The 20,307-nt window shown below is 71.9% G+C and carries 16 protein-coding genes and 1 riboswitch; of the genes, 3 read left to right on the forward strand and 13 right to left on the reverse strand.

What is annotated here, in order from left to right; translation table 11 throughout:
- Nucleotides 1–273: carboxyl transferase domain-containing protein (locus AC5L36_RS43195; protein WP_441224497.1), on the forward strand; the 273-nt coding region annotated here is incomplete at its 5' end.
- 258 nt (nucleotides 274–531) lie between these two features.
- Here the strand turns inward: AC5L36_RS43195 and AC5L36_RS43200 are convergent.
- From AC5L36_RS43200 to AC5L36_RS43245, 10 genes are all read right to left on the reverse strand, one after another.
- Nucleotides 532–1,383, reverse strand: a complete 852-nt coding sequence (locus AC5L36_RS43200) for an ABC transporter permease (protein ID WP_441224498.1) — start codon at nucleotides 1,381–1,383, stop codon at nucleotides 532–534.
- Complete coding sequence (locus AC5L36_RS43205) at nucleotides 1,380–2,354, reverse strand: ATP-binding cassette domain-containing protein (RefSeq protein ID WP_441224499.1); 975 nt, start codon at nucleotides 2,352–2,354, stop codon at nucleotides 1,380–1,382. Before AC5L36_RS43205 ends, AC5L36_RS43200 begins: the two co-directional genes overlap by 4 nt.
- Nucleotides 2,355–2,372: 18 nt before the next feature.
- Nucleotides 2,373–2,891, reverse strand: coding sequence for an NADPH-dependent FMN reductase (locus tag AC5L36_RS43210; RefSeq protein ID WP_441224501.1), 519 nt, complete (start codon nucleotides 2,889–2,891; stop codon nucleotides 2,373–2,375).
- Between the two features lie 81 nt (nucleotides 2,892–2,972).
- Nucleotides 2,973–5,216: a hypothetical protein gene (locus tag AC5L36_RS43215; protein WP_441224503.1), complete on the reverse strand. Its 2,244-nt coding sequence runs from the start codon at nucleotides 5,214–5,216 to the stop codon at nucleotides 2,973–2,975.
- A gap of 58 nt (nucleotides 5,217–5,274) precedes the next feature.
- Nucleotides 5,275–8,310, reverse strand: coding sequence for an ATP-binding protein (locus AC5L36_RS43220; protein WP_441224504.1), 3,036 nt, complete (start codon nucleotides 8,308–8,310; stop codon nucleotides 5,275–5,277).
- 33 nt (nucleotides 8,311–8,343) lie between these two features.
- Nucleotides 8,344–10,464, reverse strand: coding sequence for a hypothetical protein (locus tag AC5L36_RS43225; RefSeq protein ID WP_441224505.1), 2,121 nt, complete (start codon nucleotides 10,462–10,464; stop codon nucleotides 8,344–8,346).
- Between the two features lie 68 nt (nucleotides 10,465–10,532).
- On the reverse strand, nucleotides 10,533–11,498 hold the full coding sequence (locus AC5L36_RS43230) for a glycosyltransferase family 2 protein (protein WP_441224507.1): 966 nt from the start codon (nucleotides 11,496–11,498) through the stop codon (nucleotides 10,533–10,535).
- 12 nt (nucleotides 11,499–11,510) lie between these two features.
- Nucleotides 11,511–12,617: an MFS transporter gene (locus AC5L36_RS43235; protein WP_441224508.1), complete on the reverse strand. Its 1,107-nt coding sequence runs from the start codon at nucleotides 12,615–12,617 to the stop codon at nucleotides 11,511–11,513.
- 119 nt (nucleotides 12,618–12,736) lie between these two features.
- Nucleotides 12,737–13,741, reverse strand: coding sequence for a coiled-coil domain-containing protein (locus AC5L36_RS43240; RefSeq protein ID WP_441224509.1), 1,005 nt, complete (start codon nucleotides 13,739–13,741; stop codon nucleotides 12,737–12,739).
- A 4-nt stretch (nucleotides 13,742–13,745) separates the two neighbouring features.
- Nucleotides 13,746–13,879: riboswitch (cyclic di-AMP (ydaO/yuaA leader) on the reverse strand.
- Between the two features lie 117 nt (nucleotides 13,880–13,996).
- Nucleotides 13,997–14,968, reverse strand: a complete 972-nt coding sequence (locus tag AC5L36_RS43245; protein ID WP_441224511.1) for a cation diffusion facilitator family transporter — start codon at nucleotides 14,966–14,968, stop codon at nucleotides 13,997–13,999.
- A 154-nt stretch (nucleotides 14,969–15,122) separates the two neighbouring features.
- On the opposite strand from AC5L36_RS43245, the gene AC5L36_RS43250 reads away from it, so the two are divergent.
- Nucleotides 15,123–16,049, forward strand: a complete 927-nt coding sequence (locus AC5L36_RS43250) for an SMP-30/gluconolactonase/LRE family protein (protein WP_441224513.1) — start codon at nucleotides 15,123–15,125, stop codon at nucleotides 16,047–16,049.
- Here AC5L36_RS43250 and AC5L36_RS43255 read toward each other — a convergent pair.
- The 3 genes from AC5L36_RS43255 to AC5L36_RS43265 form a co-directional block, all read right to left on the reverse strand.
- Nucleotides 16,022–18,121, reverse strand: a complete 2,100-nt coding sequence (locus AC5L36_RS43255) for a HelD family protein (RefSeq protein WP_441224514.1) — start codon at nucleotides 18,119–18,121, stop codon at nucleotides 16,022–16,024. The genes AC5L36_RS43250 and AC5L36_RS43255 overlap by 28 nt on opposite strands.
- 75 nt (nucleotides 18,122–18,196) lie before the next feature.
- Nucleotides 18,197–19,102, reverse strand: a complete 906-nt coding sequence (locus tag AC5L36_RS43260) for an alpha/beta fold hydrolase (RefSeq protein ID WP_441224516.1) — start codon at nucleotides 19,100–19,102, stop codon at nucleotides 18,197–18,199.
- A gap of 137 nt (nucleotides 19,103–19,239) precedes the next feature.
- Nucleotides 19,240–19,566 (reverse strand): hypothetical protein, encoded by a 327-nt coding sequence (locus tag AC5L36_RS43265; RefSeq protein WP_441224518.1) that lies wholly within the window; start codon nucleotides 19,564–19,566, stop codon nucleotides 19,240–19,242.
- A gap of 232 nt (nucleotides 19,567–19,798) precedes the next feature.
- On the opposite strand from AC5L36_RS43265, the gene AC5L36_RS43270 reads away from it, so the two are divergent.
- Nucleotides 19,799–20,290, forward strand: coding sequence for a DUF3145 domain-containing protein (locus tag AC5L36_RS43270; protein ID WP_441224520.1), 492 nt, complete (start codon nucleotides 19,799–19,801; stop codon nucleotides 20,288–20,290).
- The last annotated feature ends 17 nt before the right edge of the window (nucleotides 20,291–20,307 follow it).

Raw genomic sequence — 20,307 nt, forward strand, 5'->3', positions numbered from 1 at the left:
TGGCCCAACGCGGAGCTCGCGGTCATGGGCGCCTCGGCGGCCGTCAACATCCTCCACCGCAAGAAGCTCGCCGCCGCTCCCATCGAGGAACGCGAGGCGTTGCGCATGCAGCTCGTCGAGGAGCAGACCCGCGTCGCCGGCGGCGTCGGTCGCGCCCTGGAGATCGGCGTGGTCGACGACGTCATCAAGCCGGGCGAGACCCGGCGCCGCGTCGCCGAGGCCCTCGCCGCCGCGCCCGCGGCCCGCGGCGCCCACGGCAACATCCCGCTCTGACCCGCACTCACCCACTACTGGGGCCTGTCTCTCGAGACAGGCCCCAGCGCCTTTTGAAGGATTGAGCTACCGCGACGTCCGTTGTGGTCCGGACCGTTGCTCCCGCGGCCTCACCCGTCCGCTGTTGCTTGCGGTTACTGCTGCGCCTCAGGCGAGGCCTCGTGCTCCGGCCGGGCCGTCCCCGGCTTGTTCCGGACCGCAACGGACATCGCCTAGGGCCTGCCCCGATCTTGGCGGCAGGCCCTAGGTCGCGAGTGTTCAGCGGCGGTTGTAGAGGCGCATCGTCAGGAAGCCGAAGACCACCGTGAAGAGCGCGCCGGAGACGAGCACCCAGGTCATGTCGGTGGTGTCCCAGCCGCCGTCCATCAGCGCCCGCACCGCGCCGACCAGGTGGGAGATCGGGTTGACGTCGACGAACGCCTGGAGCCAGCCTGGCATCGTGCTCGGGTCCACGAAGACGTTGCTCAGGAACGTCAGCGGAAACAGCACCATCATGCTGATGCCCATCACCGACTTCTCGCTGCGCAGCAGCAGGCCGAACATCGTCCAGATCCAGGAGAACGCGAACGAGAACGCGACCAGCACACCGATGCCCGCCGCGACGCCCACCACGCCGCCGTCTGGGCGGAAGCCGAGCACCAGGCCGATGCCGAGGATCACCAGCGAGGCCACCGTGTACCGGAACGCGTCGCCGAGCAGGTAACCGACCATAGTGGACGGTCGCCAGATCGGCAGCGTGCGGAACCTGTCGAAGACGCCCTTGGTGATGTCGGTGTTGACCGCGATGCCGGTGTACATCGTGATCATCACGACGCTCATCACCATGATGCCGGGGAGCAGAAACTGTAGGTACTCGGTGGTCGAGCCGGCCAGCGCACCGCCGAAGAGGTACGTGAACATCAGCGTCATCATGATCGGGAAGGCGGTCACGTCGAAGAGCTGCTCCGGCACGTGCTTGATCTTCAGCATCGCCCGCCAGCCGAACGTGATCGACGCGGAGAGCCAGCTCGGCCGGCGCGGTGCCTCGTCGGGCGCCAGCACAGCCTGGAGCGTCTCCGGTGAAAACGTGTAGACGGCCTCGTGGGTCTCGGTTGTCGTGGCCGTGCTCATGCCTTTGCCTCCCCGTTGGTCAGTGCCATGAAAACCTCGTCCAGGCTGGGCTGGCCGAGGGAGAAGTCGTCCACGGTGATGCCCGCCTCGGCGAGCGCGGTGAGCGCGGCGGCCGCCCGCTCGGCGGTACGGCGGTCGCTGTCGCCGTTGCCGTTGCCCGACACGCGCGCGGTCAGCGCGACCGGGTCGGCCTCCAGCACCACCTGCCCGCCGAGGCAGCGGGACAGCACCCACTCCGCCTCGGTGCGCTGGCCCGGGTCGCGCAGCCGTACGTGCACCGCGCCCGCGCCCACCGACGACTTCAGCTCGCCCGGCGTGCCCTCGGCGATCACCTTGCCGTGGTCGATCACCGCGATCCGGCTGGCGAGGCGGTCGGCCTCGTCCAGGTACTGCGTGGTCAGCAGCACCGTCGTGCCGTGCGAGACGACGGCGCGCACGATGTCCCACACCTGGTTGCGGCTGCGCGGGTCGAGCCCGGTGGTGGGCTCGTCGAGGAAGAGCAGCTTCGGCGTGTTGAGGATGCTGGCCGCGATGTCGAGTCGCCGCCGCATGCCGCCGGAGTAGTTCTTCACCTGCTTGCCGGCCGCCTCGGTCAGCCCGAACGCGTCCAGCAGCTGCCCTCCCCTGCGCCGCGCGGCCCGCTTGTCGTACCCCAGGAGGCGGGCCAGCAGCACGAGGTTCTCCGCCCCGGTCAGGTCCTCGTCGACCGACGCGTACTGGCCGGTCAGGCTCACCCTTCGGCGCACCTCGTCCGGCTCGCGCAGCACGTCGTGGCCGAAGACCCGCGCATCACCCCCGTCCGGCCGCAGCAGCGTGGCGAGCATGCGCACGGCGGTGGTCTTGCCGGCGCCGTTCGGGCCGAGCACGCCGTACACGGTGCCGGCGGGCACCGACAGGTCGATGCCGTCCACCGCGCGGGTCTTGCCGAACACCTTGACCAGTCCCGTGGTCTCGATAGCGAGCGCGTTCACGGTTGTTCCTCCATCTATTCAGGACACGTACGGACGCGCGGCGCGCGCCTCCCGTAAGGCCAGCCCCCACCAGGTGAGCTGGTCGAGCATTGCCACGACCGCGTGGTCGTCCTCGTCGAGCCGGTCGTGCATCAGGTCCAGCCGCACCCCGTCGCGCATGGTGACGGCGTGCAGCTCGGTGAAGACCGGGCGGAGCTGCTCCACGGCGCAGATGCCGTCGGACCGGTGCCCGTACGACACGAAGCCGACCGGCTTGGCCCGCCACTCGTCGTAGGCGTAGTCGATCGCCTGCTTGAGCGAGGCCGGAAAGCTGCGGTTGTACTCGGGCGTCACCACCACGAACGCCTCGGCCAGCCCGACCGCGGCGGCGAACTCGGTCACCTCGGCCGTGGGCGTCTTGGGATACCGCGCCGGCAGGTCGTACTCGACCAGATCGAGCACCCGCAGCACGATGCCGTCGCGCCGCTCCGCCCGCGACACGAACCACCGCCCGATCCGGTCGCCGACCCGGCCCTCCCGGGTGCTCCCGATGATCACAGCGACTCGCAGCGGCTCCACGCCCGGTAGGCGCGAGGCCGCCCGCTAGATCCGATCTAGCGGGCAGGGTCGGTCACGCGCCTAGGCGTCGAGGCGGATGGCGTCGATCGCCACCTCGTGGCCGGTGCTCTCCGGGTTGGCGCCGGTCACCGCGCAGCCGATCGTCGCCGCGCCGGTGTGATCGAAGGTCACCGTGCCGGCGAGCAGCGTCTTGAACCCGCTGGTCGCGGCGTAAGAGTCGATGGGCGCACCGACCGCCACCCCGTCGACGGTGACCTGGCACCGGCCGCGGTTGGGAAAGGCCTTCACCACCAGGCTGAGCCGGTAGGTGCCGGCGCGCGGCACGTGGATCCCCATCCGGATCCAGTCTCCGGGTGCGTCAGGACCGAGCTTGACCAGCCCACCCCCGCTCGCTCCGGCGTCGGTCAGGTAGTAGACGTGATCTCCGGCGGAGATCCTCGGGGTGGTCGTCTCCGCCTCGACCACGAAACCGGGCAGCCGTTGCAGGGTGATCTGGTCCACGCCGAGCGTCCAGCCGCCGCCCGACGTCCCGGTGACCGTGAAGGTGAACTGACTGGCGCCCGCCGTACCGAAGGTGACCAGCCCGAACTCGACATCGCGGAAGCTGTATCCGGTCGAGTACCCGTCGACGGGGTCGCCCTGGTCGACGCCGTCGATCGCGAGCTGCGCTCGCGCCCGGTCCGGGCTGTCCTTCATCCGGGCGCTCACCCGGTACAGGCCGGCCTGCGGCACCGTGACCGTGTAGCGGATGTGGTCACCGGGGCCGTCCGCGGTGAGCTTGCTCAGCCGGCCGCCGCTGGCGACCGTGTCGCTGATGCTCTGTGCCAGGTCGCCGGTCGACGCGACGGTCGGCAGGTCCTCCGCCTCCATCTGCCGCACCAGCGGCGTGAGCACCACCAGCGTCGTCGCGTTGGGCGTGAGCGTGAACGACCCGCTGGCCGAGCCGCCGGCCGGCAGCACGCGCTGCTCGATCCGTTGCAACGCGGCACCGGACGGAGTCGTCGCGTCGACGAGGTAGCGCTCGAGTCGGATCTTCTCACCGGCGAACTCGGCCGGCAGGTTGAGCACGCCGAGCGTGACGTCGTGCGATGCCACACCGGTGGTCCACTGGTAGTTGGTGGCGAGCACCGCGATGCCGGAGGAGTCCCGGGTGGCCAGCGCGTTGACCCCGATCCCGTTGGCGTCGAGCCCGCTGGAGGTGGCCCGGATCCGCCGTTCCTTGAGCATCCGCTGCATCCGCACGACGTTGTAGTACGGCCGCACGCTCCCCGGCGCCCCGTCCACGAACATCGACTTTCGCTCGTTGTTCCCGTGGTTGTAGACCCAGTGCATCGGCATGTCGGTGCCGCCGTCGACGTAGAAGATGCCGAGCGTCGCCATCGCCGCCGACTGCGTGAGCATGTCCTCCGCCTCGGTGCCCGGCCCGTGCCCGCTGGAATCGGTCGCCTTGCCAGGAAAGACGCCGTACTCGCTGACCACGACCGGCGTCTCCGGATCGAGGCCGCGGCTGCCCAGCCAGCCCGCCAGTGTCGCCTTCGCCGTACGCACGTCCGCGGGGTTCGCCCGGCGGCCGTACTCGTGGTAGGAGAGGAAGTCCAGCGCCTTGGCCTCGTCGGTGTCGGCCGCGAACCGGGTGAGGAAGGCGCGCAGGTAGGCGCCGTTGAACTGGTAGGTCACCGGTCCGCCGACAAGGATCGGCAGATCCGGACGCAGCTCCGCGTTGACCTCGTTCACCACGGCATAAGCGATCTTGTACCACTCGTAGTAGTCGTCGACCGCGAGCGGCGGCGCCTCGTGGTCCTGCGGGGTCCAGGTCTTGTCCGGCTCGTTGAAGACCTCGACGTAGCGCAGCATCGGGTATCGCTGCTTGTAGTGCCGGATGCCCGCCTTGAGCACCTCTCGACATGTCTGCGGCGCGGCCAGGTCCATCAGCGCGGCGTCGCACTGGTCGAAGTTGGCGTAGAGCTGGTCGGCGTGCCCGGCGGCGCTGTCGAAGTAGTCGTGGTGCGCCGAGAAGTCGTATGTCCCGTGGACTTCGTCGTAGTACTCGGCCGGCTTCGCCCAGACCCGCACCACCCGGGCCGGCCCGATGTCGTCGATCTGGGCCAGGTCACCGGCGGGCAGCGGGGTGGGGTTCTGATTGTGATACCAGGCCGGGTTGTCGAGCGGGCCGAGGTCACTCGCCGCGTCCACGACGACCGACGCCGCGGCGGCGTGGGCGGCGGGCGCGGTCACCGTGACAAGACCACCGGAAACGAGCAGTGCGACGATCCCCGTCGCGAGGGTCCCCCGTGTCCACCGCATGGTTCGCCATTGTCAGGACGACGACGGTTGATGTCTACACAATCCACTGTGGAATATCTCAGAGGCGCCAGGTCACGCTCGGCTGGGGGTCGTAGCGACAGGTCGCGCCGGTCGAGACGGTGGTGCGCAGATGGGCGGCCAGCTCGGGGTGGCTCTCGTCCAGACGGCGGAGGGTGTCGCGGATGCGGGCGGTGACGGTCTTGCGGGCGCGTTCGGCCTCGTCGCCCAGTCTGCGGGTGCGGCCGCCCAGGCCGGCGGCGGCGCGGAGCTCGTCGATCAGGGCCTTGCGCTCACGGTCTAGCTCGGCCACCCGGGACGGGGAGGCGGCTTTGTCGATCTCGTCGTCGAGCCACACGAGCCGTTGCTTGTAGCGGGACTTGGCCTCCTCGTCGAGCACCGGATCGCCGCCCATGCGGCGGGCCGCGACCACGAGCGCGCCGCCCTCGGGGCTGAGCAGCTCGACGGCCGGTATGTCACGGCCGGGCGCGCCGAGCAGCAGGTGGAGGTCGCGCAGGCCTTTCGCGTCGGGCACGTGCACCTGGTGGCCGGCGAAGCAGAGCACCCACACGGCACCGTCGAGGCGAAACTCGTTGCCCGACGGGGGCGCGCCGGCCAGGCGCATGCCGATCGCCGCGGCCTCGGCGTCGACGCGCCGGCGCAGGGCCGAGGCGGCCTCGGCGTCGGTGGCGGCTAGCGCGTCCGCGAGGCGGCGGCGGGCCTCGATCGCCCACGGGCGGGAGCGGAGGCGGTCGGCCGACTCGGCGGCGGCGGTGAGGTGGCGGACCGCGGCGTCCCAGTGGCCCTCGGCCGCGTCGAGCGCGCCCAGCCAGAGGTCGACCGGGCCGCTGACGTCGCAGCCGTAGAGCGAGACGAGCCACTGGCCGGTGTACGGCAGCAGGTCGGCACGGGCCCGCTCGCGCAACCCCGCGTCGCCCGCGGCGGCGGCCACCTGGGCCTGGGCGCGCAGCCTCAGCGCCTCGTACATACGCGGCGCGCCGGCGGGCAGCACGCGCACCGCTGTCTCCGGGTCGCCGGTGGCCGCGGCCGTGATCGCGGCGAGCAGTGTGCGGTGCGGGCGGCGCTCGTCGAGCAGCTCGTGCGGCGCGGGCAGCTCCTCGTAGCGCCCCTGCGTCTGGTAGAGCGACCAGCGCAGGTGCCCCACCATGTCCGTGAAGTGGTCGTGCTCCTGGTGGTGCTCGCTGTAGGCGGCGACCGCCCGCTCCAGCAGCGTCTCCGCGTCGTCGAAGCGGCCGTTGACCGTGGCGATGATCGTCTGGTCGATGGCCGAGGAGAACGCCGAGCGCGGCTTGCCCTCGCTGCTCGCGATCGCCACAAACTCCTCGTACTGGTCGAGGTAGGCGGGATCGCCGCGCTCCAGCAGGGCCACCCAGCGAAACGACGCCGCGAAGTACGCCCGGCCCTTGTTGTCTTCGCGGCGGGCCAGCCGCATCAGCTCGGCGGTGATGCCGACCCGCTCGTCCGCGGTGCCCGGCCCCCAGATCGCGTCGTGGCGGGCCCAGAGCGCGATCTGGAGGGCCTCGTCATCACCCCGCGCGCGGGCCAGGTCGACCGTGCGGCTGGCGAGGTCGCGGGTGAGCCCCTCGTCGCCGCCTTCCCACTCCTTGCCGGCCAGCATCGGGTATGCCTCGCGGAGCAACGCGGCCCGGCCGGACTCCTCGTGCCAATCGGTGGTGAGCGCCGCGCGGGCCAGCAGCTCCGGGTCGCCGAGCTGGCGGGCGAGCGCGACCACCTCGTCGTAGATCCGGGACGCCTCCTCGCCTTCGCCACCGTGGCGCAGGTCGCTGACCAGATCGAGGCCGACCACGACACGGCGGCGCGGCAGGCTCGCACTCCGCTCGTACGCCCGGCGGAGGTGCCCGACACACTCCTCCATCGCGAAGCGGCTGCCGGCGTCGCGGGCGGCCCGCACGAGCACGTCGACCACCCGCTCGGGCTCCAGCTCGCCGCCGGCCAGCCACGCGTGGCGGGCCAGGTCGCCGGGGACAAGCAGGTCGCGGTCGAGCACCTGGACGACCGTGGCGTGCAGCCGCCGCCGCTCGGCGTCGTCGAGCGCGTCGTAGAGCGTCTCGCGGACGAGATCGTGGGCGAACGCGAACCGCCCCTCGCCGAGCGCCACCACCAGCCGCGCCACCATGGCCTGGTCGATCAGCCGATCGACCTCGGGCACCGGGGCGGACAGGGTGGCGGCGAGCACCTGCCGGTGAAACTCGCGGCCGAGCACCGCCGCGGCGGTGAGCATGCCGGCAACCGCCTCCGGCAGCTGGGACAGGCGGCGGCGCACGGCATCACGCACGCCCGGCGCGATCGCGCTTACCGCTCCGCCGCGCCAGAGGCGGGCGGTCTGCTCCACGAAGAACGGGTTGCCACCCGTGCGCAGGTGCACCTCGGTGACCAGGTCGGCCTCCGGCTCCTGCCCCACCGTGCGGGCGATGAGCGCGCCCACCTCGTCGCGCTCGAGCCCGGTCAGCGTGACGGTGGTGGCCTTGGCCACGAGCGGCGCCATCAGCGGCCGCAGCGGGTGGTCGGTGGCCTCGACCTCCACGTCACGGTAGGTGCCGACGATCAACAGCCGCTCGAACCAGGTGTGCCGCGCGACGAACTCCAGCAGCCGCAGCGACGCCGTGTCTGCCCAGTGCAGGTCGTCGAGGACCACCACGACCGGCCGGTGGTGCGAGACGGCGACGAGCGCGGTGGTGAGCGCGTCGTACAGCTCGAAGCCCTCCAGCGGGTCGCCGCCGGACCGCTCGCCGAGCAGCGCCGCCAGGCCCGCGCCGCCGGCCTCCTCGGCGGCCGCCCACTCCGCCGCGGCGGCCGCCCGGCGCAGCGCCCGCACCGCCTGCACCCACGGCCAGTAGCCGGGGGCACTCTCCGAATCCCAGCAGGCGCCACCGAGCACCAGCGCGCCGCGGGCACGGGCCTCGTCGGCGGCACCGGTCACGAGCGTCGTCTTGCCGATGCCGGCCTCGCCGGTGACCAGCACCAGCCCGCCGTGGCTCTCGGCCGCACGCGCGACCTCCGCGCGCAGCACCCCCGCGGGATGGTCCCGCCCGATGATCTCCCGCCCTCGACCCATGACGCCCTAGACGCTATCCACTGCTACCGACATTCATCGAGTGGACAGCGCATATACCGCCATACGCGCGTTTTCGTACCGCAGCTGGGCGAGCGCGGCAAGCTCCGGTGACTCCGGCGCGACCTCGCGGTCGACGACCAGCCAGCGGACGCCCCGCGCGCGCAGGGTCGCCAGCCCGGCTGCGGTCGGTGCGGAGAACGCGGCGTCGTTGACCGCGAGCAGCGCCGGATCCCAGAACGGCGCCCACGGCCCCAGCGGATCACCCAGCATGCGCGGCGCGAACGTCCAGCCCTCGACGAGCACCTGCCGCTCGGTGTACGCGCTCAGCCAGAACGACCGCGCGTCACACGAGCCGTCCGCCGTCACGCCCTGGCAGTGCACGTTGGTGGCGACCACGTCGTCGGGGTCGCTGTGGTCGTGCACCCAGCGGGCGGCCGCGATCCGGGAGGCGGGCAGCGGGGTCAGCGCGTAGGCGCCGCCGTTGGGGTACCGGTACGCGGCCGCCGCGTCCATCACCAGGCCGGGCGCCCCCGCGACCAGGACGCCCGTCAACAGGACGGCCGGATATCGCCGCCGCGACACAAGACCCAGGATCGCGAACACCAGCGCCAGCGCCAACGCCCAGGAGAGCAGCGGCAGCAGCGGTTCGTACGGCGGGTCCCAGTCGACGCTGACCGCGCCGGTGACAAGCTGGACCGCGCACAGCAGCACCCCGAACCCGACCGCGAACGCCACCCGAGGGCCGACCACCGCCCAGCCCCACGCCGACAGGATCACGCCGAACGCGAAGCCGGCCCGCATGAAGTACTGGTTGCTGCTGCCCGGGTGCGCGGTGACCAGGTAGAGCGCCGGCCCCACGACCGCCCCGCCGAGCAGAAACACCTGCTCCGGCAGCAGCCGCATCCGCTGCCGCCACACCAGCGCGACGATGCCGGCCAGCCGGAGCTGCATGTTGAGCAGGAAGGCCACGAACACGAAACCCCACGACAGGGCGCCGGAGGTGTACGGCTCGAGGCCCGAGGCCGCCGCCACGGACACGCCGTGGTTTTCGAACGCGAACAGGATCGCGGTCGCGAACAGCTGCGCCGCCACCGCGAGCCCGAGCGCGCCGAGCACCGCCCACGGCAGCCGCCGCCGGGTCACGAAGAGCACGAGCGCGGTGATGCCGAGCGCGCCCGCGGCCACCGGGACGGAGCTCGCCTTCGCACCGGTCGAGCCGGCGAGGAAGAGCCCCGCGAGCACGCACGCCCCGCGGGAGGAGTCGCCGCGGACGATCGACGCGAGCACGCCGATCAACGGGATCAGCAGCACCCAGCTGTACGTCATCGACGGGCTGCCCCACACGATGAACGTCGCCTGCGTGCCGAAGAGCTGCCGCACGCCGTTTTCGTAGCCGAACTCGCCGATCGTGAACATCAGCACCGCGGCGCCCACGCCCACGTACGGCCGCTGGCTGACCCGCCACCCCACCACCGCGACGAGCACGACGGCGAGCGCGCACAGCGCCGGCACCGCGAGCCGCAGGAAGACGGTCGGCAGGTCGACGCCGCTGACCAGCGACGCCGCGCCCATGTGCGCGAAGCCGAACCAGTGGTAGTGCAGCGGCTCGCCGGCCACCTGCGGCACGTCGAGCGGCGCCTGGTGCGTGGCCGCGCCGGCGAGCGACATCTGGAACGACAGGTCGATGTACTGCGCCTGCTCCTCCGAGGTGGGCAGGATCGGGTTGCGGCTCAGGAACGACTGCCACAGGTAGGCCGTGAAGCCGGCGATCACACCGGTCACCGCCCACGCCCACCCGGCCGGGACCGGCGTGTAGCCGCGCACCACCCAGTGCCGCCGCAGCGCCGGCACCGCGAGGAACGGCCCGATCACGGCCGCCGGCCACACCCACAGCCACCGCTCGGCGCCCACCGACACGAACACGAACCAGGCCGCGAGCTCCAGCACCAGCCCGACCACCGCACCCACCGCGAGGTCTTCGACAAGCGTGTGCGGCGTGCGGCGCAGCGCCCGGTAGACGAGCGTGCCGGGCAGCACCACGGCCAACGCCGCGTAGGCGGTGTATCGCAACACATCCAGGACCGGCGTCCCAGTCACCAGCAACGCGCCGGCCACCACCGCGAAGGCCACCACCGCCGGGGTCCATCGCCGCACATTCTCTGGTACGAAAGGAGTCCGTTTCGCCTCGCCGGCGCTCTCCGCCGAGCGGCTCTCGGTAGCGGTCACCTCAGACTATCCACGATGGACTCTGCTTCGTCGGTGTCGGCCACGACCGAGTAGGCCGGCCGGCCCTGCACGGCGGTGTAGATGCGGGCCACGTACTCGCCGAGCAGGCCCAGGCACAGCAGCTGCACTGCGCCGAGGAAGAGGACCGCCACGTAGAGGGAGGGCCAGCCGCTGACGGTGGCGCCGTTGAAGTACGCGATCAGCGCGATGACCACCAGGATCCCGCAGAGCACCACGCCGGCCAGCCCCAGCCAGGTGGCCACCCGCAGCGGTGCGGCGGAGAAGCTCGTGACGCTGTCGGCGGCGAGCGCGATCATGCGGGACAGCGGGTACTTGGTGCGCCCGGCGGCCCGCTCCGCCCGCTCGAACGGCACCTCGCCGCTCGGGAAGCCGAGCCAGGGCACCACGAGCCGCAGCACCGGCGCCCGCTCCGGCAGCTCGCGCAGCGCCTCCACCGCGGCCCGGCTGAGCAGCCGGAAGTCGCCGGCGTGGGCGGGCACGTCGTTGCCGACGATGCGGCGCATCAGGCGGTAGTAGACGCCCGCGGTCCACCGTTTGAAGGTGGTGTCCGCCTGGCGGTTGGCGCGTATCCCGTACACGATGTCGAGGTTTTGACCCCGCGCGAGCCGTAGCATCTCGACGATGGTCTCGGGCGGGTCCTGGAGGTCGGCGTCGATGGTCGCGACGTAGCCGCCGCGGGCCCGCATGAGGCCGGCGAGCAGCGCCGGCTGGTGGCCGCTGTTGCGCCGCAGGCGCAGCACGCGCAGCTGGGGCCACTGCCGCCGGGCTGCGAGCAGGGCCACGGGGGTGCGGTCGGTGCTCCCGTCGTCGACGGCCACCACCTCGTAGGGCTCGCCGAGCGCGTCGAGCACCCCGCGCAACCGGGCCACGAGCAGCGGCAGTACGGACTCTTCGTTGTACATCGGGATGACCACGGAGAGTGCCGGCTCGGACGCGACCACGCCCGCACGGTATCAGGACGAACTGGATGCCGCGGGTAGCCACCGACGGGTCAGGCCGCCCGAAAGGACGAGGGGCACGCCCACCATTGCGAGCAGCACCGGCACGGAGAGGACGGCCGACCCGAGCGCGAATCCGGCGTACACGGCGAGCGCCACGATCTCCTGCCCGAACCCCGCCACCGAAAGCACTGTCGCCCGCGCCGGGCCGGCGATCGCGTCCTGGATCCGCGCCTCGGTGAGGATGTCGAAGAGCTCGAGGGCGGCGAAGCCGAGCGCGACCGCGACCATGCCGGCCGGGTGTCCCGCGGTGGCGCCGGCCGCGAGCAGCACCCCGCCGACCGCCACGATCGCCGCCAACCGGGCCGCCGAGAGGTGCGCCCACCGCTCGGCCAGCGCGCTCGCGACCGCCATCGCGGCGACGGGCAGCACGAAGAGCAGCGGTACGAACGCGGTGGCCGCGCCCATCTCGCGGGCGAGGATCGGCAGGTACTCGTCGATCGCGCCCATGCCGGTGACCACCGCGTAGAGCAGGACCGCCCGGCTCACGGTCCGGTTGGCGCGCACCTCGGCGAGACCTGCTCGCAGCGTCTTGGCGTAGCTGCCGCCGGTTTCCTCCACCCGCGACGCCTCGGGGAAGGACAGCGCGACCGGCACGACGGCCAGGCTGACGAGGATGCTGGCCAGGCCGACCAGCGGGTACCCGCCGAGCAGGAACGCCGGCGTGGCGAGCACCATCGCGGCCAGCTCCGCCACGAGAGCGGTGGTTTGCGCCAGCCCGGCCGTGCGCACGTAGCGGTCGGTGGCGTCCGCGGCGGCGAGCTCGTCGTAGACGAGCGCCTCCACGCTGCCGGAGGTCATCGCGGTCGACGCGCCCCACAGCACGAACCCGGCGGCGAAGGCGGCGTACGAGGGGAAGAACGTCCACAGTGCGAAGCCGATGGCCCGGAGGACGGCGGCGATCGCGACAAGCCGGCGGCGCGAGTACGCGTCCGCCAACGCTCCGGACGGTATCTCCAGCGTGAAGCCGACGACCGACCAGATCACGAACAGCGAGGAGATCTGCCCCGTGCCGAGCCCGGCGTCGGCGAAGAGCAGCGCGTAGACCGGGTAGAGGAGCACGCCCTCGGTGCAGGCGCGCAGGGCGCAGAGGCGCCAGGCGGTGCTACGTCATGCGGGATGGCGCGTGGGCTCGACCATGGGGCAACCGTGTCACCCCCTGGTCGAGCCCGTCAACGCACTTACTCGACGACCGATAGATGCACGTGGTTGGTGTGCAGCTCGCTGGGGCCGCAACAGCCGCTGTACGACTTCCAACCACTGCTGGGCAGCCAGATCTGTTTGAACCAGATCACGTAGAGCACGCCCAGCCGGCTCGCGTTCTTGATGAAGAAGTTGGACAGGTTGTTGCCGTACGTCTTCGCCGAACCGGACGCCGTGCCGCCGAAGACGTCGCCCGAGTCGACGCCCCAGTCGCAGGCCCGACCCTTCGGGTGCTCACCCGACCCGCCGCTGCGGTAGCAGGAGACGAAGATCTTGAAGCCGGCTCCCTTGGCCTGCTGCACCGCGTGCCACAGGCGGGGCGTGATGCACCCGTTGCCGGAGGTCGGGTCGGGGCTGATCGAGCAGCCGGACCCACCGGAGAACCCGGACGCGTTGGCGGCGCTGCCACTCCCGCTGGGACCGCTGGCGTTCTCGCCGCCGCCGGCGTTCTTCAACGCGGTCTCCGCCTGCTTCTTGCGGGCGGCCATGATCTGCACCTGCTTCTGCTGCTCGCGGATCTCGTTGTCGATCGCGAGCTTGGCGCGGGTCACCTCGTCTTTGGTGTCGAGCAGGTCGCGGAGCTTCTTGTCTTCGGTGGCGGCCACCGTGTCGAGCGCCGCGGCCCGGTCGACGAAGCCCTCCGGCGAGGTGCTGTTGAGCATCGCGGAGATCGGGCCGAGCCGGCCCCGGCGGTAGGCCGCGTTGGCCACCTCGCCGATCACGGCCGTTTTGGTGACCAGGTCACGCTCCAATTGGGCCAGTTGGGTGGTCAGCTCCCGCTGGCGCTTCTTGGACGTGTCCAGAGTCTTCTGCGCGGCGACGAAGCCCTTGCTCGCCGCGTCGAGCTGCTCGCGCAGGGTAGCGGTGCCGCCCTCGTCGTCGTTGGGTGCGGCGGTCGCCGGCCCCGCTGGTAAGCCGATCAGCGCGAACGCCGCGGTGACAAGCACCGCGACGAGGCCGACCCGGCTGCGGGCATGACCCATCAACCATCCTTCCAGTCAGCCGCCTACCGAGTTAGCTGACGGGTTCGGGACGGAAGTCTCCCTACCGCTGTCGCGGATTCACCCCAGTGGATCGGTGGTTCCCCGGCTCGCCCGAGGGCGACTCGGCGGCGGCCAACACCGGCGCCGGGGGGCGCCGCCGGGCGTTGACCGGAGCCGAGAATAGCGGCTTTCCATTGATGTGCCCACTGTTGTACCGATGGTGACGAATCAAGTACGCCCTGCTCAGGGGCGCTTTCACCACGTCGTGGGGTGGCAGTCGCCGGGTCGCGGCTCGACCTGGAGGGTGGCGTGCCCGATCTCGAAGTCGTCGTGCAGCGCCTCCCGTGCCGCGACCAACACCGGCCCCACCTGCGCGGACTCCTCCAGCGTGAGGTGCGCGGAAGCGACGTCCATGCCCGACGTCAGCGTCCACACATGCAGGTCGTGCACGTCGCACACACCGGGCACGGCGGCGAGGCGCCGCTGCACCGCGGTCACGTCGAGGTGTTCCGGCGCGGCCTGCACCAGGATGCGTACGGCCGCCCGGGCCAGCCGCCACGTGCGCGGGAGGATGAACAGGCCGACGGCCACCGCGATGATCGGGTCGGCGTACGCCCAGCCGGTCAGCCCGATCACGGCCGCGGCGACGATCACACCCACCGAGCCGAGCAGGTCGCCGAGCACCTCCAGGTAGGCGCCGCGCACGTTGATGCTCTCCCGCGCGCCCGAACGCAGCAGCCCGAACGCCACAAGGTTGGCGACGAGGCCGGCGACCGCCACGACGAGCATCGGGCCGGCGGGCACGTCGGGCGGGTCGCCGAAGCGGCGCACGGCCTCGACCAGCACGTAGATCGCCACGCCGAAGAGCAGGACGGCGTTGGCGAGAGCGGCGAGGACCTCCAGGCGATACAGCCCGAATGTGCGCTGTGGGTCGCCGGCCGCCTTGGACGCCCCTCTGCCGGCCCGCGCCGCGTCCGTGGCGCCGTCGCGGGTGGGCGCCGCGGCGGCGGACGCAGCCCAGATCGCCGCGAGCGCCATGCCGATGCCGAGCACGTCGGTGAACATGTGGCCGGCGTCGGAGAGCAGGGCCAGCGAGCCGGTGAGCAGGGCGGCCACCGCCTCGATCACCATGAAGACCGCGAGCAGGGCGAACGCGGCCCAGAGCCGCCCGCGGTGGCGCTCCCCCGCGCGTGCGACGTCCGCTCCGTGATCGTGTCCGGCTCCCATGGGCCAAGAATATATGCTGACATTGCTATGTATGCAAAAATGGCACTGGCAATCAGTGTCATCGGGCGTTCTCATAATTGAGCGTTCAACGTCGAACCGATGGGTAAAGACGTACGTGAATTCTGATGTGGACCGATCACAGGGAGTACCCATCGTGCTGACCAGACGAGCCCTGATCACCTCATCCGCCGCCGCGGCCCTCACCGCGGCCACAGTCACCGTCCCGGGCGCGGCCAGCGCCCACGGCTCCGGCCACCGGCTCTTCCCTGACTCCTTCCCGCTGCCGAACGCGTTCCAGCCCGAGGGCATCGCGATCGGGCGGGCGCCGTTCGCGTACTTCGGCTCGCTCGCCAACGGCGACATCTACCGCGCCAACCTGGCCACCGGCCGCGGGAAGATCATCTCCGCCGGCCCCGGCACCCCGTCGGTAGGCCTCAAGATCGACGACCGTGGGCGGCTCTTCGTCGCCGGCGGTGCGGCTGGCAACGGCCGCGTGGTCGACACGCACAGCGGCCGCATCCTGGCGTCGTGGACGTTCGCGACCGCACCCACCTTCGTCAACGACGTGGTGCTCACCCCCAAGGGCGCGTTCTTCACCGACTCCAACCAGCCGTTCCTCTACAAGGTGCCGCTGAGCCTGCGCGGCGAGCCGGTCAAGCTCCCGCTCACCGGTGACCTCGTCTACCAGACCGGCTTCAACGTCAACGGCATCGCCCGCACGCCCGACGGGCGCGGCCTGCTGGTCGTGCAGTCCAACACCGCCACGCTCTTCCGGGTCGACCCGGACACCGGCGTGACCAGGGCCGTCGACCTCGGCGGCTACGCGCTGACCAACGGCGACGGCCTGCTGACCATCGGCCGCACGCTCTACGTGGTGCAAAACCGCCTCAACCAGGTCGCCGTATTCGCGCTCGACAAGCGTGGCCTCAGCGGCCGGCTCACCGGCACGCGCACCAACCCCAACTTCGACGTGCCCACCACCGTGGCGGCCTTCGGCGACCGGCTCTACCTGCCGAACGCCCGCTTCGGCGTGACCGTGACCCCCGACACCACCTACAGCGCCAACGTCGTCAAGCGCTGAGTGGCTCGGGAGAGGGCGACATAGAGCGTCCGTGCGCCGGCGTCGGTCCTTATCTCTTCGGGTGAGATGAGGACCACGCCGTCGTACTCCATGCCCTTGGCCTGAAGGCTCGTGACCACCTGGAGGCGGTCGGTGGGCAGGCCGGCCAGCCAGCCGGCGACCTCGTCGCGGCGGGGCACCGGCGTGATCACGCCGACCGTCCCCTCCACGTCCGCGAGCAGCCGCTCCGCGGCCTCGCGGGTCGCGCCCGGCAGGGCCGCCGCGGACACCGTCAGCTCCTCCGGTGGTACCCCCGTCGAGCGCACCGCCCGCGGCAGCGCGATGTCCGGCGAGACCTCGCGGATCACCTTGGCCGCCACCGCGAAGATCTCCGCCGAGTTGCGGTAGTTGGTGGTGAGGGTGAACTCGTGCCGGCGCCGCCCGCCCAGCGCCTTGTCGCGGGACCGGGACAGCTCGCCCGGGTCACCGGTCCAGGCGGTCTGCGCGGGATCGCCGACCACGGTCCAGGACGCGAGCCGCCCGCGCCGCCCCAGCATCCGCCACTGCATCGGCGAGACGTCCTGCGACTCGTCGACCACCACGTGCGCGTACTCGCGGTAGTCGTCCGGCCGGCGCACCGCGGCCGCGCGGGCGGCGCGCTGCCGGTCGGCGTACGTGCTCACCTCGCGCACCCCGTCGACCACGTGGAACGGGTCGCGCTGGCGCTTGGCCGGCTGCGGCGGGCGGCCGAGCATCTCGTCGAGCTCGTCGAGCAGCGCCACGTCCGCGACCGTGGGGTCACCCGGGGTGAAGGCGCCGCGGAGCAGCCCCCCCTCCGCGGTGGTGAGGATCCCTCCCGTGTACGCGCGGAGCCGCGCCGGGTCGGCCAGCCAGGCGAGCACGTGCCGGGGCGCCAGCCGGGGCCACCACGCCTTGATGAAGTCGCGGAAGTCGGTGCGCTCGGCCAGCTCGTCTTCGAAGTCGACCTGCGCGGGCAGGCCGCCGATCTTATGGCGCTGGGCCTGCGCCCACAGCGCGTCGAACAGCCCGTCGATGCCGGCCCGGCGCACCTCGTTGCGGCGGGCGCCGCGGGGCAGCGCGCGGGAGCGGATGGCGTCCAGCTCAGGGCGGTTGAGGCGGAGCAGGTCGCCCCGGTACAGCAGGCGCAGCTCGGTCGGCCCGCCCGGCACCGCGTCGCGGACCGCGCGCTCCAGCACCCGGCGCATGCGCAGCGAGCCCTTCACCGAGGCGACCGCGGTCGGGTCGGTACGCGTGGCGGTCACGCCCTCGACGATCGAGCCGAGCGAGTGCAGGGTGGCGGCGTCCTCGCCGAGCGACGGGAGCACCGAGGCGATGTACTCGACGAACACCGACGACGGCCCGACCACGAGGATGCCGCCGCCGGCGAACCGGGAGCGGTCGGAGTAGAGCAGGTAGGCCGCGCGGTGCAGCGCCACGGCGGTCTTGCCGGTGCCGGGGCCGCCCGACACGATCGTCACGCCCGAGGCGGGCGAGCGGATCGCCTGGTCCTGCTCGCGCTGGATGGTGGCGACGATGTCGCGCATGCCTCGGCCGGTGGCGCGGGCGAGCGTGGCCAGCAGCGCGCCGTCGCCGACGACCCGCATGCCCTCCGGGGCGGCCTCCGGGTCGAGCAGGTCGTCTTCGATGTTGGTGACCTTCTCGCCGCTCGACTGGATCATGCGGCGGCGCACCACACCTCGCGGGTCGGCGGCCGTGGCCTGGTAGAACGCCGCCGCGGCCGGCGCCCGCCAGTCGACGACGAGCGGCTCGGCGTCTTCCGCGCGCACCCCCAGGCGCCCCACGTGCAACACCTGACCCTCGCGCATGTCGAGCCGGCCGAAGACGAGACCCTCGTGCTCGGCGTCCAGCGCGTGCCGTCGCCGGGCGGCGTGGAAGACCATCGCGTCCCGCTCCACCAGCGCGCCGAAGTTACCCACCCGGGCGAGGCGGTAGCCCTCCTTCTCGGCCCGGGCCGCGGCCTGCCGCAGCTCCGCCAGCCGGGCGTACACCCGGTCGACGTGGCGCTGCTCGGCGGCGATCTCCTGCTGAAGGGTGGTGGCGGCGTCGGTCAAGTTTTCGGGGCTCCCAGGAGAAGTGCGGCGCCTGGTGTGTCACGAGGCCAGACAACAGTACGCGTCCGGCGCTCGTCACGCCTTCCTGCCGTGATCAATTGCGGCGTGGACGACATCGAGCAGCGCGGCGTTGACCATGTCCGGGCGCTCCAGCATCAGCATGTGGCCGGCGTCCGGGCAGACGGTGAGCGCCGCGCCGGGCAGGGCTTTGGCGATCGACAGCGCGCACACCGGCGGGGTGAGCCGGTCGCGCTCCCCCACCATCACGGCGGTCGGCACGGTCGGCAGCGCGGCGAGCGTCTCCAGGCGGGCCTGCGCGCCCACCGAGGGGCGGAAGCCGCCGATCGAGCTGAGCGAGGCGCGCGCGACGGCCTTGGTCGTGAGCCGCACGTCCGCCGGGTCGCACGGGTGCCCGAAGAGCAGCCAGCGCAGGCTCGGCCGGAGCGCCAGTGTGAACGCCCGGTGCGGCCGCCAGTCACCCAGCCGGGCGAGCACCTGCGCGCTGGTCATCTCCGCCATCCGGACGAGGTGCGCGACCCGCGACGGCAGCCCGTACACCGTGTGGGTGTGTCCCTCGGCGGTGGTGCTCAGGAGGAAGAGGCCGGCGACCCGCGCGGCGAAGTCCTCCGGATGCCGGTGGGCGTACTCCATGATCGTCATGCCGCCGAGCGAGTGGCCGCCGAGGACGACCGGGCCGGTGGGAGCGACCGTACGCAGCACCTCGGCGAGGTCATCGCCGAGCCGGTCGAGCGTGGCGGCGCTGCGGTCGACGCCGCCGGAGCGCCCATGGCCCCGCGCGTCGTACGTCACGACCCGGGCCACCTTGGCGAGCTGCCGCACCTGGCGATGCCATGTCCGGCCGTCGAGCGCCCAGCCGTGCAGCAGCACGACGGTGACCGGGGCGCCGGGCGGGCCGGCGGTGCGCACGTGCAGTCGGGGGCCGTCCGCCAGGCGGATCTCAGCCTGCTCGACCGTTGTCATGGGCTCCTCCGTTAGTACCCACGGGTAACAATCATGCCCCGAAAACACCCGCGTTACACAACAAGAGGCCCCGCCGTAGCGGGACCTCTTGTCAGATCTTGTACTTGGAGGGCGCTGCTCTTGTACTTGGAGGGCGCTCAGGCCTCGAACACGCCGGCGTCGACCAGGCGCTTTTCGGTCTCGTCCCAGCCGTCGCCCGGGGCGGCGGCCGCGAGGGCGGCGAGCTCCGCACGGATCTTGGGGCCGTGGCCGGCGCCGGCCAGCACCCGGATCTCCTCCACGAACGCGTCCGAGTCGGTGCGCAGGTGCAGGGTCTTGCCGTTGGTCAGGTTGCGCACGTAGGCGTGCTTGCCCTTGTTGAGCGGGATCAGGTACTTGTACTCGCCGAGCACGCTCAGGGCGCCACCCGCGCCCTGGCCGGCGCGGACGGATGCGCGCGCGGTCTTGGAGGTGTTGCTCGCCACGGAGACGCTCCTTGTTGCAGGCAGGCTGAAGTCAGACCCGTGAACTTTACCCGATGGCCAGGCCCCACCGCTCGTGCGGTGACCGGCGCTCTGCGTCACAAGCGTGCGGAAATGTCGTGTCGTTTTTCCGATTCTCTAGCGCATCATCCGTCACACCAGTCATCATGTTGGTCAACCGCCCGTTGATCGAGGTCGTAGGGGAAGACGCACCTCGCTTCTCCGGGAGGTCACCGTGCCAACGCGTGGCGTCGTATACGTCCACTCGACCCCGCTCGCCGTGTGTGCACACGTCGAGTGGGCGATCGCGCGCGTCCTCACCGCGCCGGTCAACCTGCACTGGACCGCCCAGCCGGTCGAATCCGGCGCCCGTCGGGCCGAGTGCAGCTGGACCGGACGCCCGGGGACCGGCGCGGAGCTGGCTGCTGCCCTCCGGCAGTGGCCCATGATCCGTTTCGAGATCACCGAGGATCCCAGTCCGGGCATCGACGGTGAACGCTTCATGTACGTGCCCGGCCGCGGCCTCTTCCGCGCCACCATGGGCGCGGCCGGCGACATCCAGCTCGGCGAAGACCGGCTGCGCAGCATCATGGAGGCCGCACGCGCCCCGGAGGCCCTCGCGCACGCGCTCGACCGGGCGCTCGGCACCGCGTGGGACGCCGAGCTCGAGCCCTACCGCTACGCCGGCGACGGCGCCCCGGTCACGCTGCTCACCCGGGTGGGCTGACCATCGTCCATTTGCTC

Source organism: Phytohabitans sp. LZ39 (genome assembly GCF_059359075.1).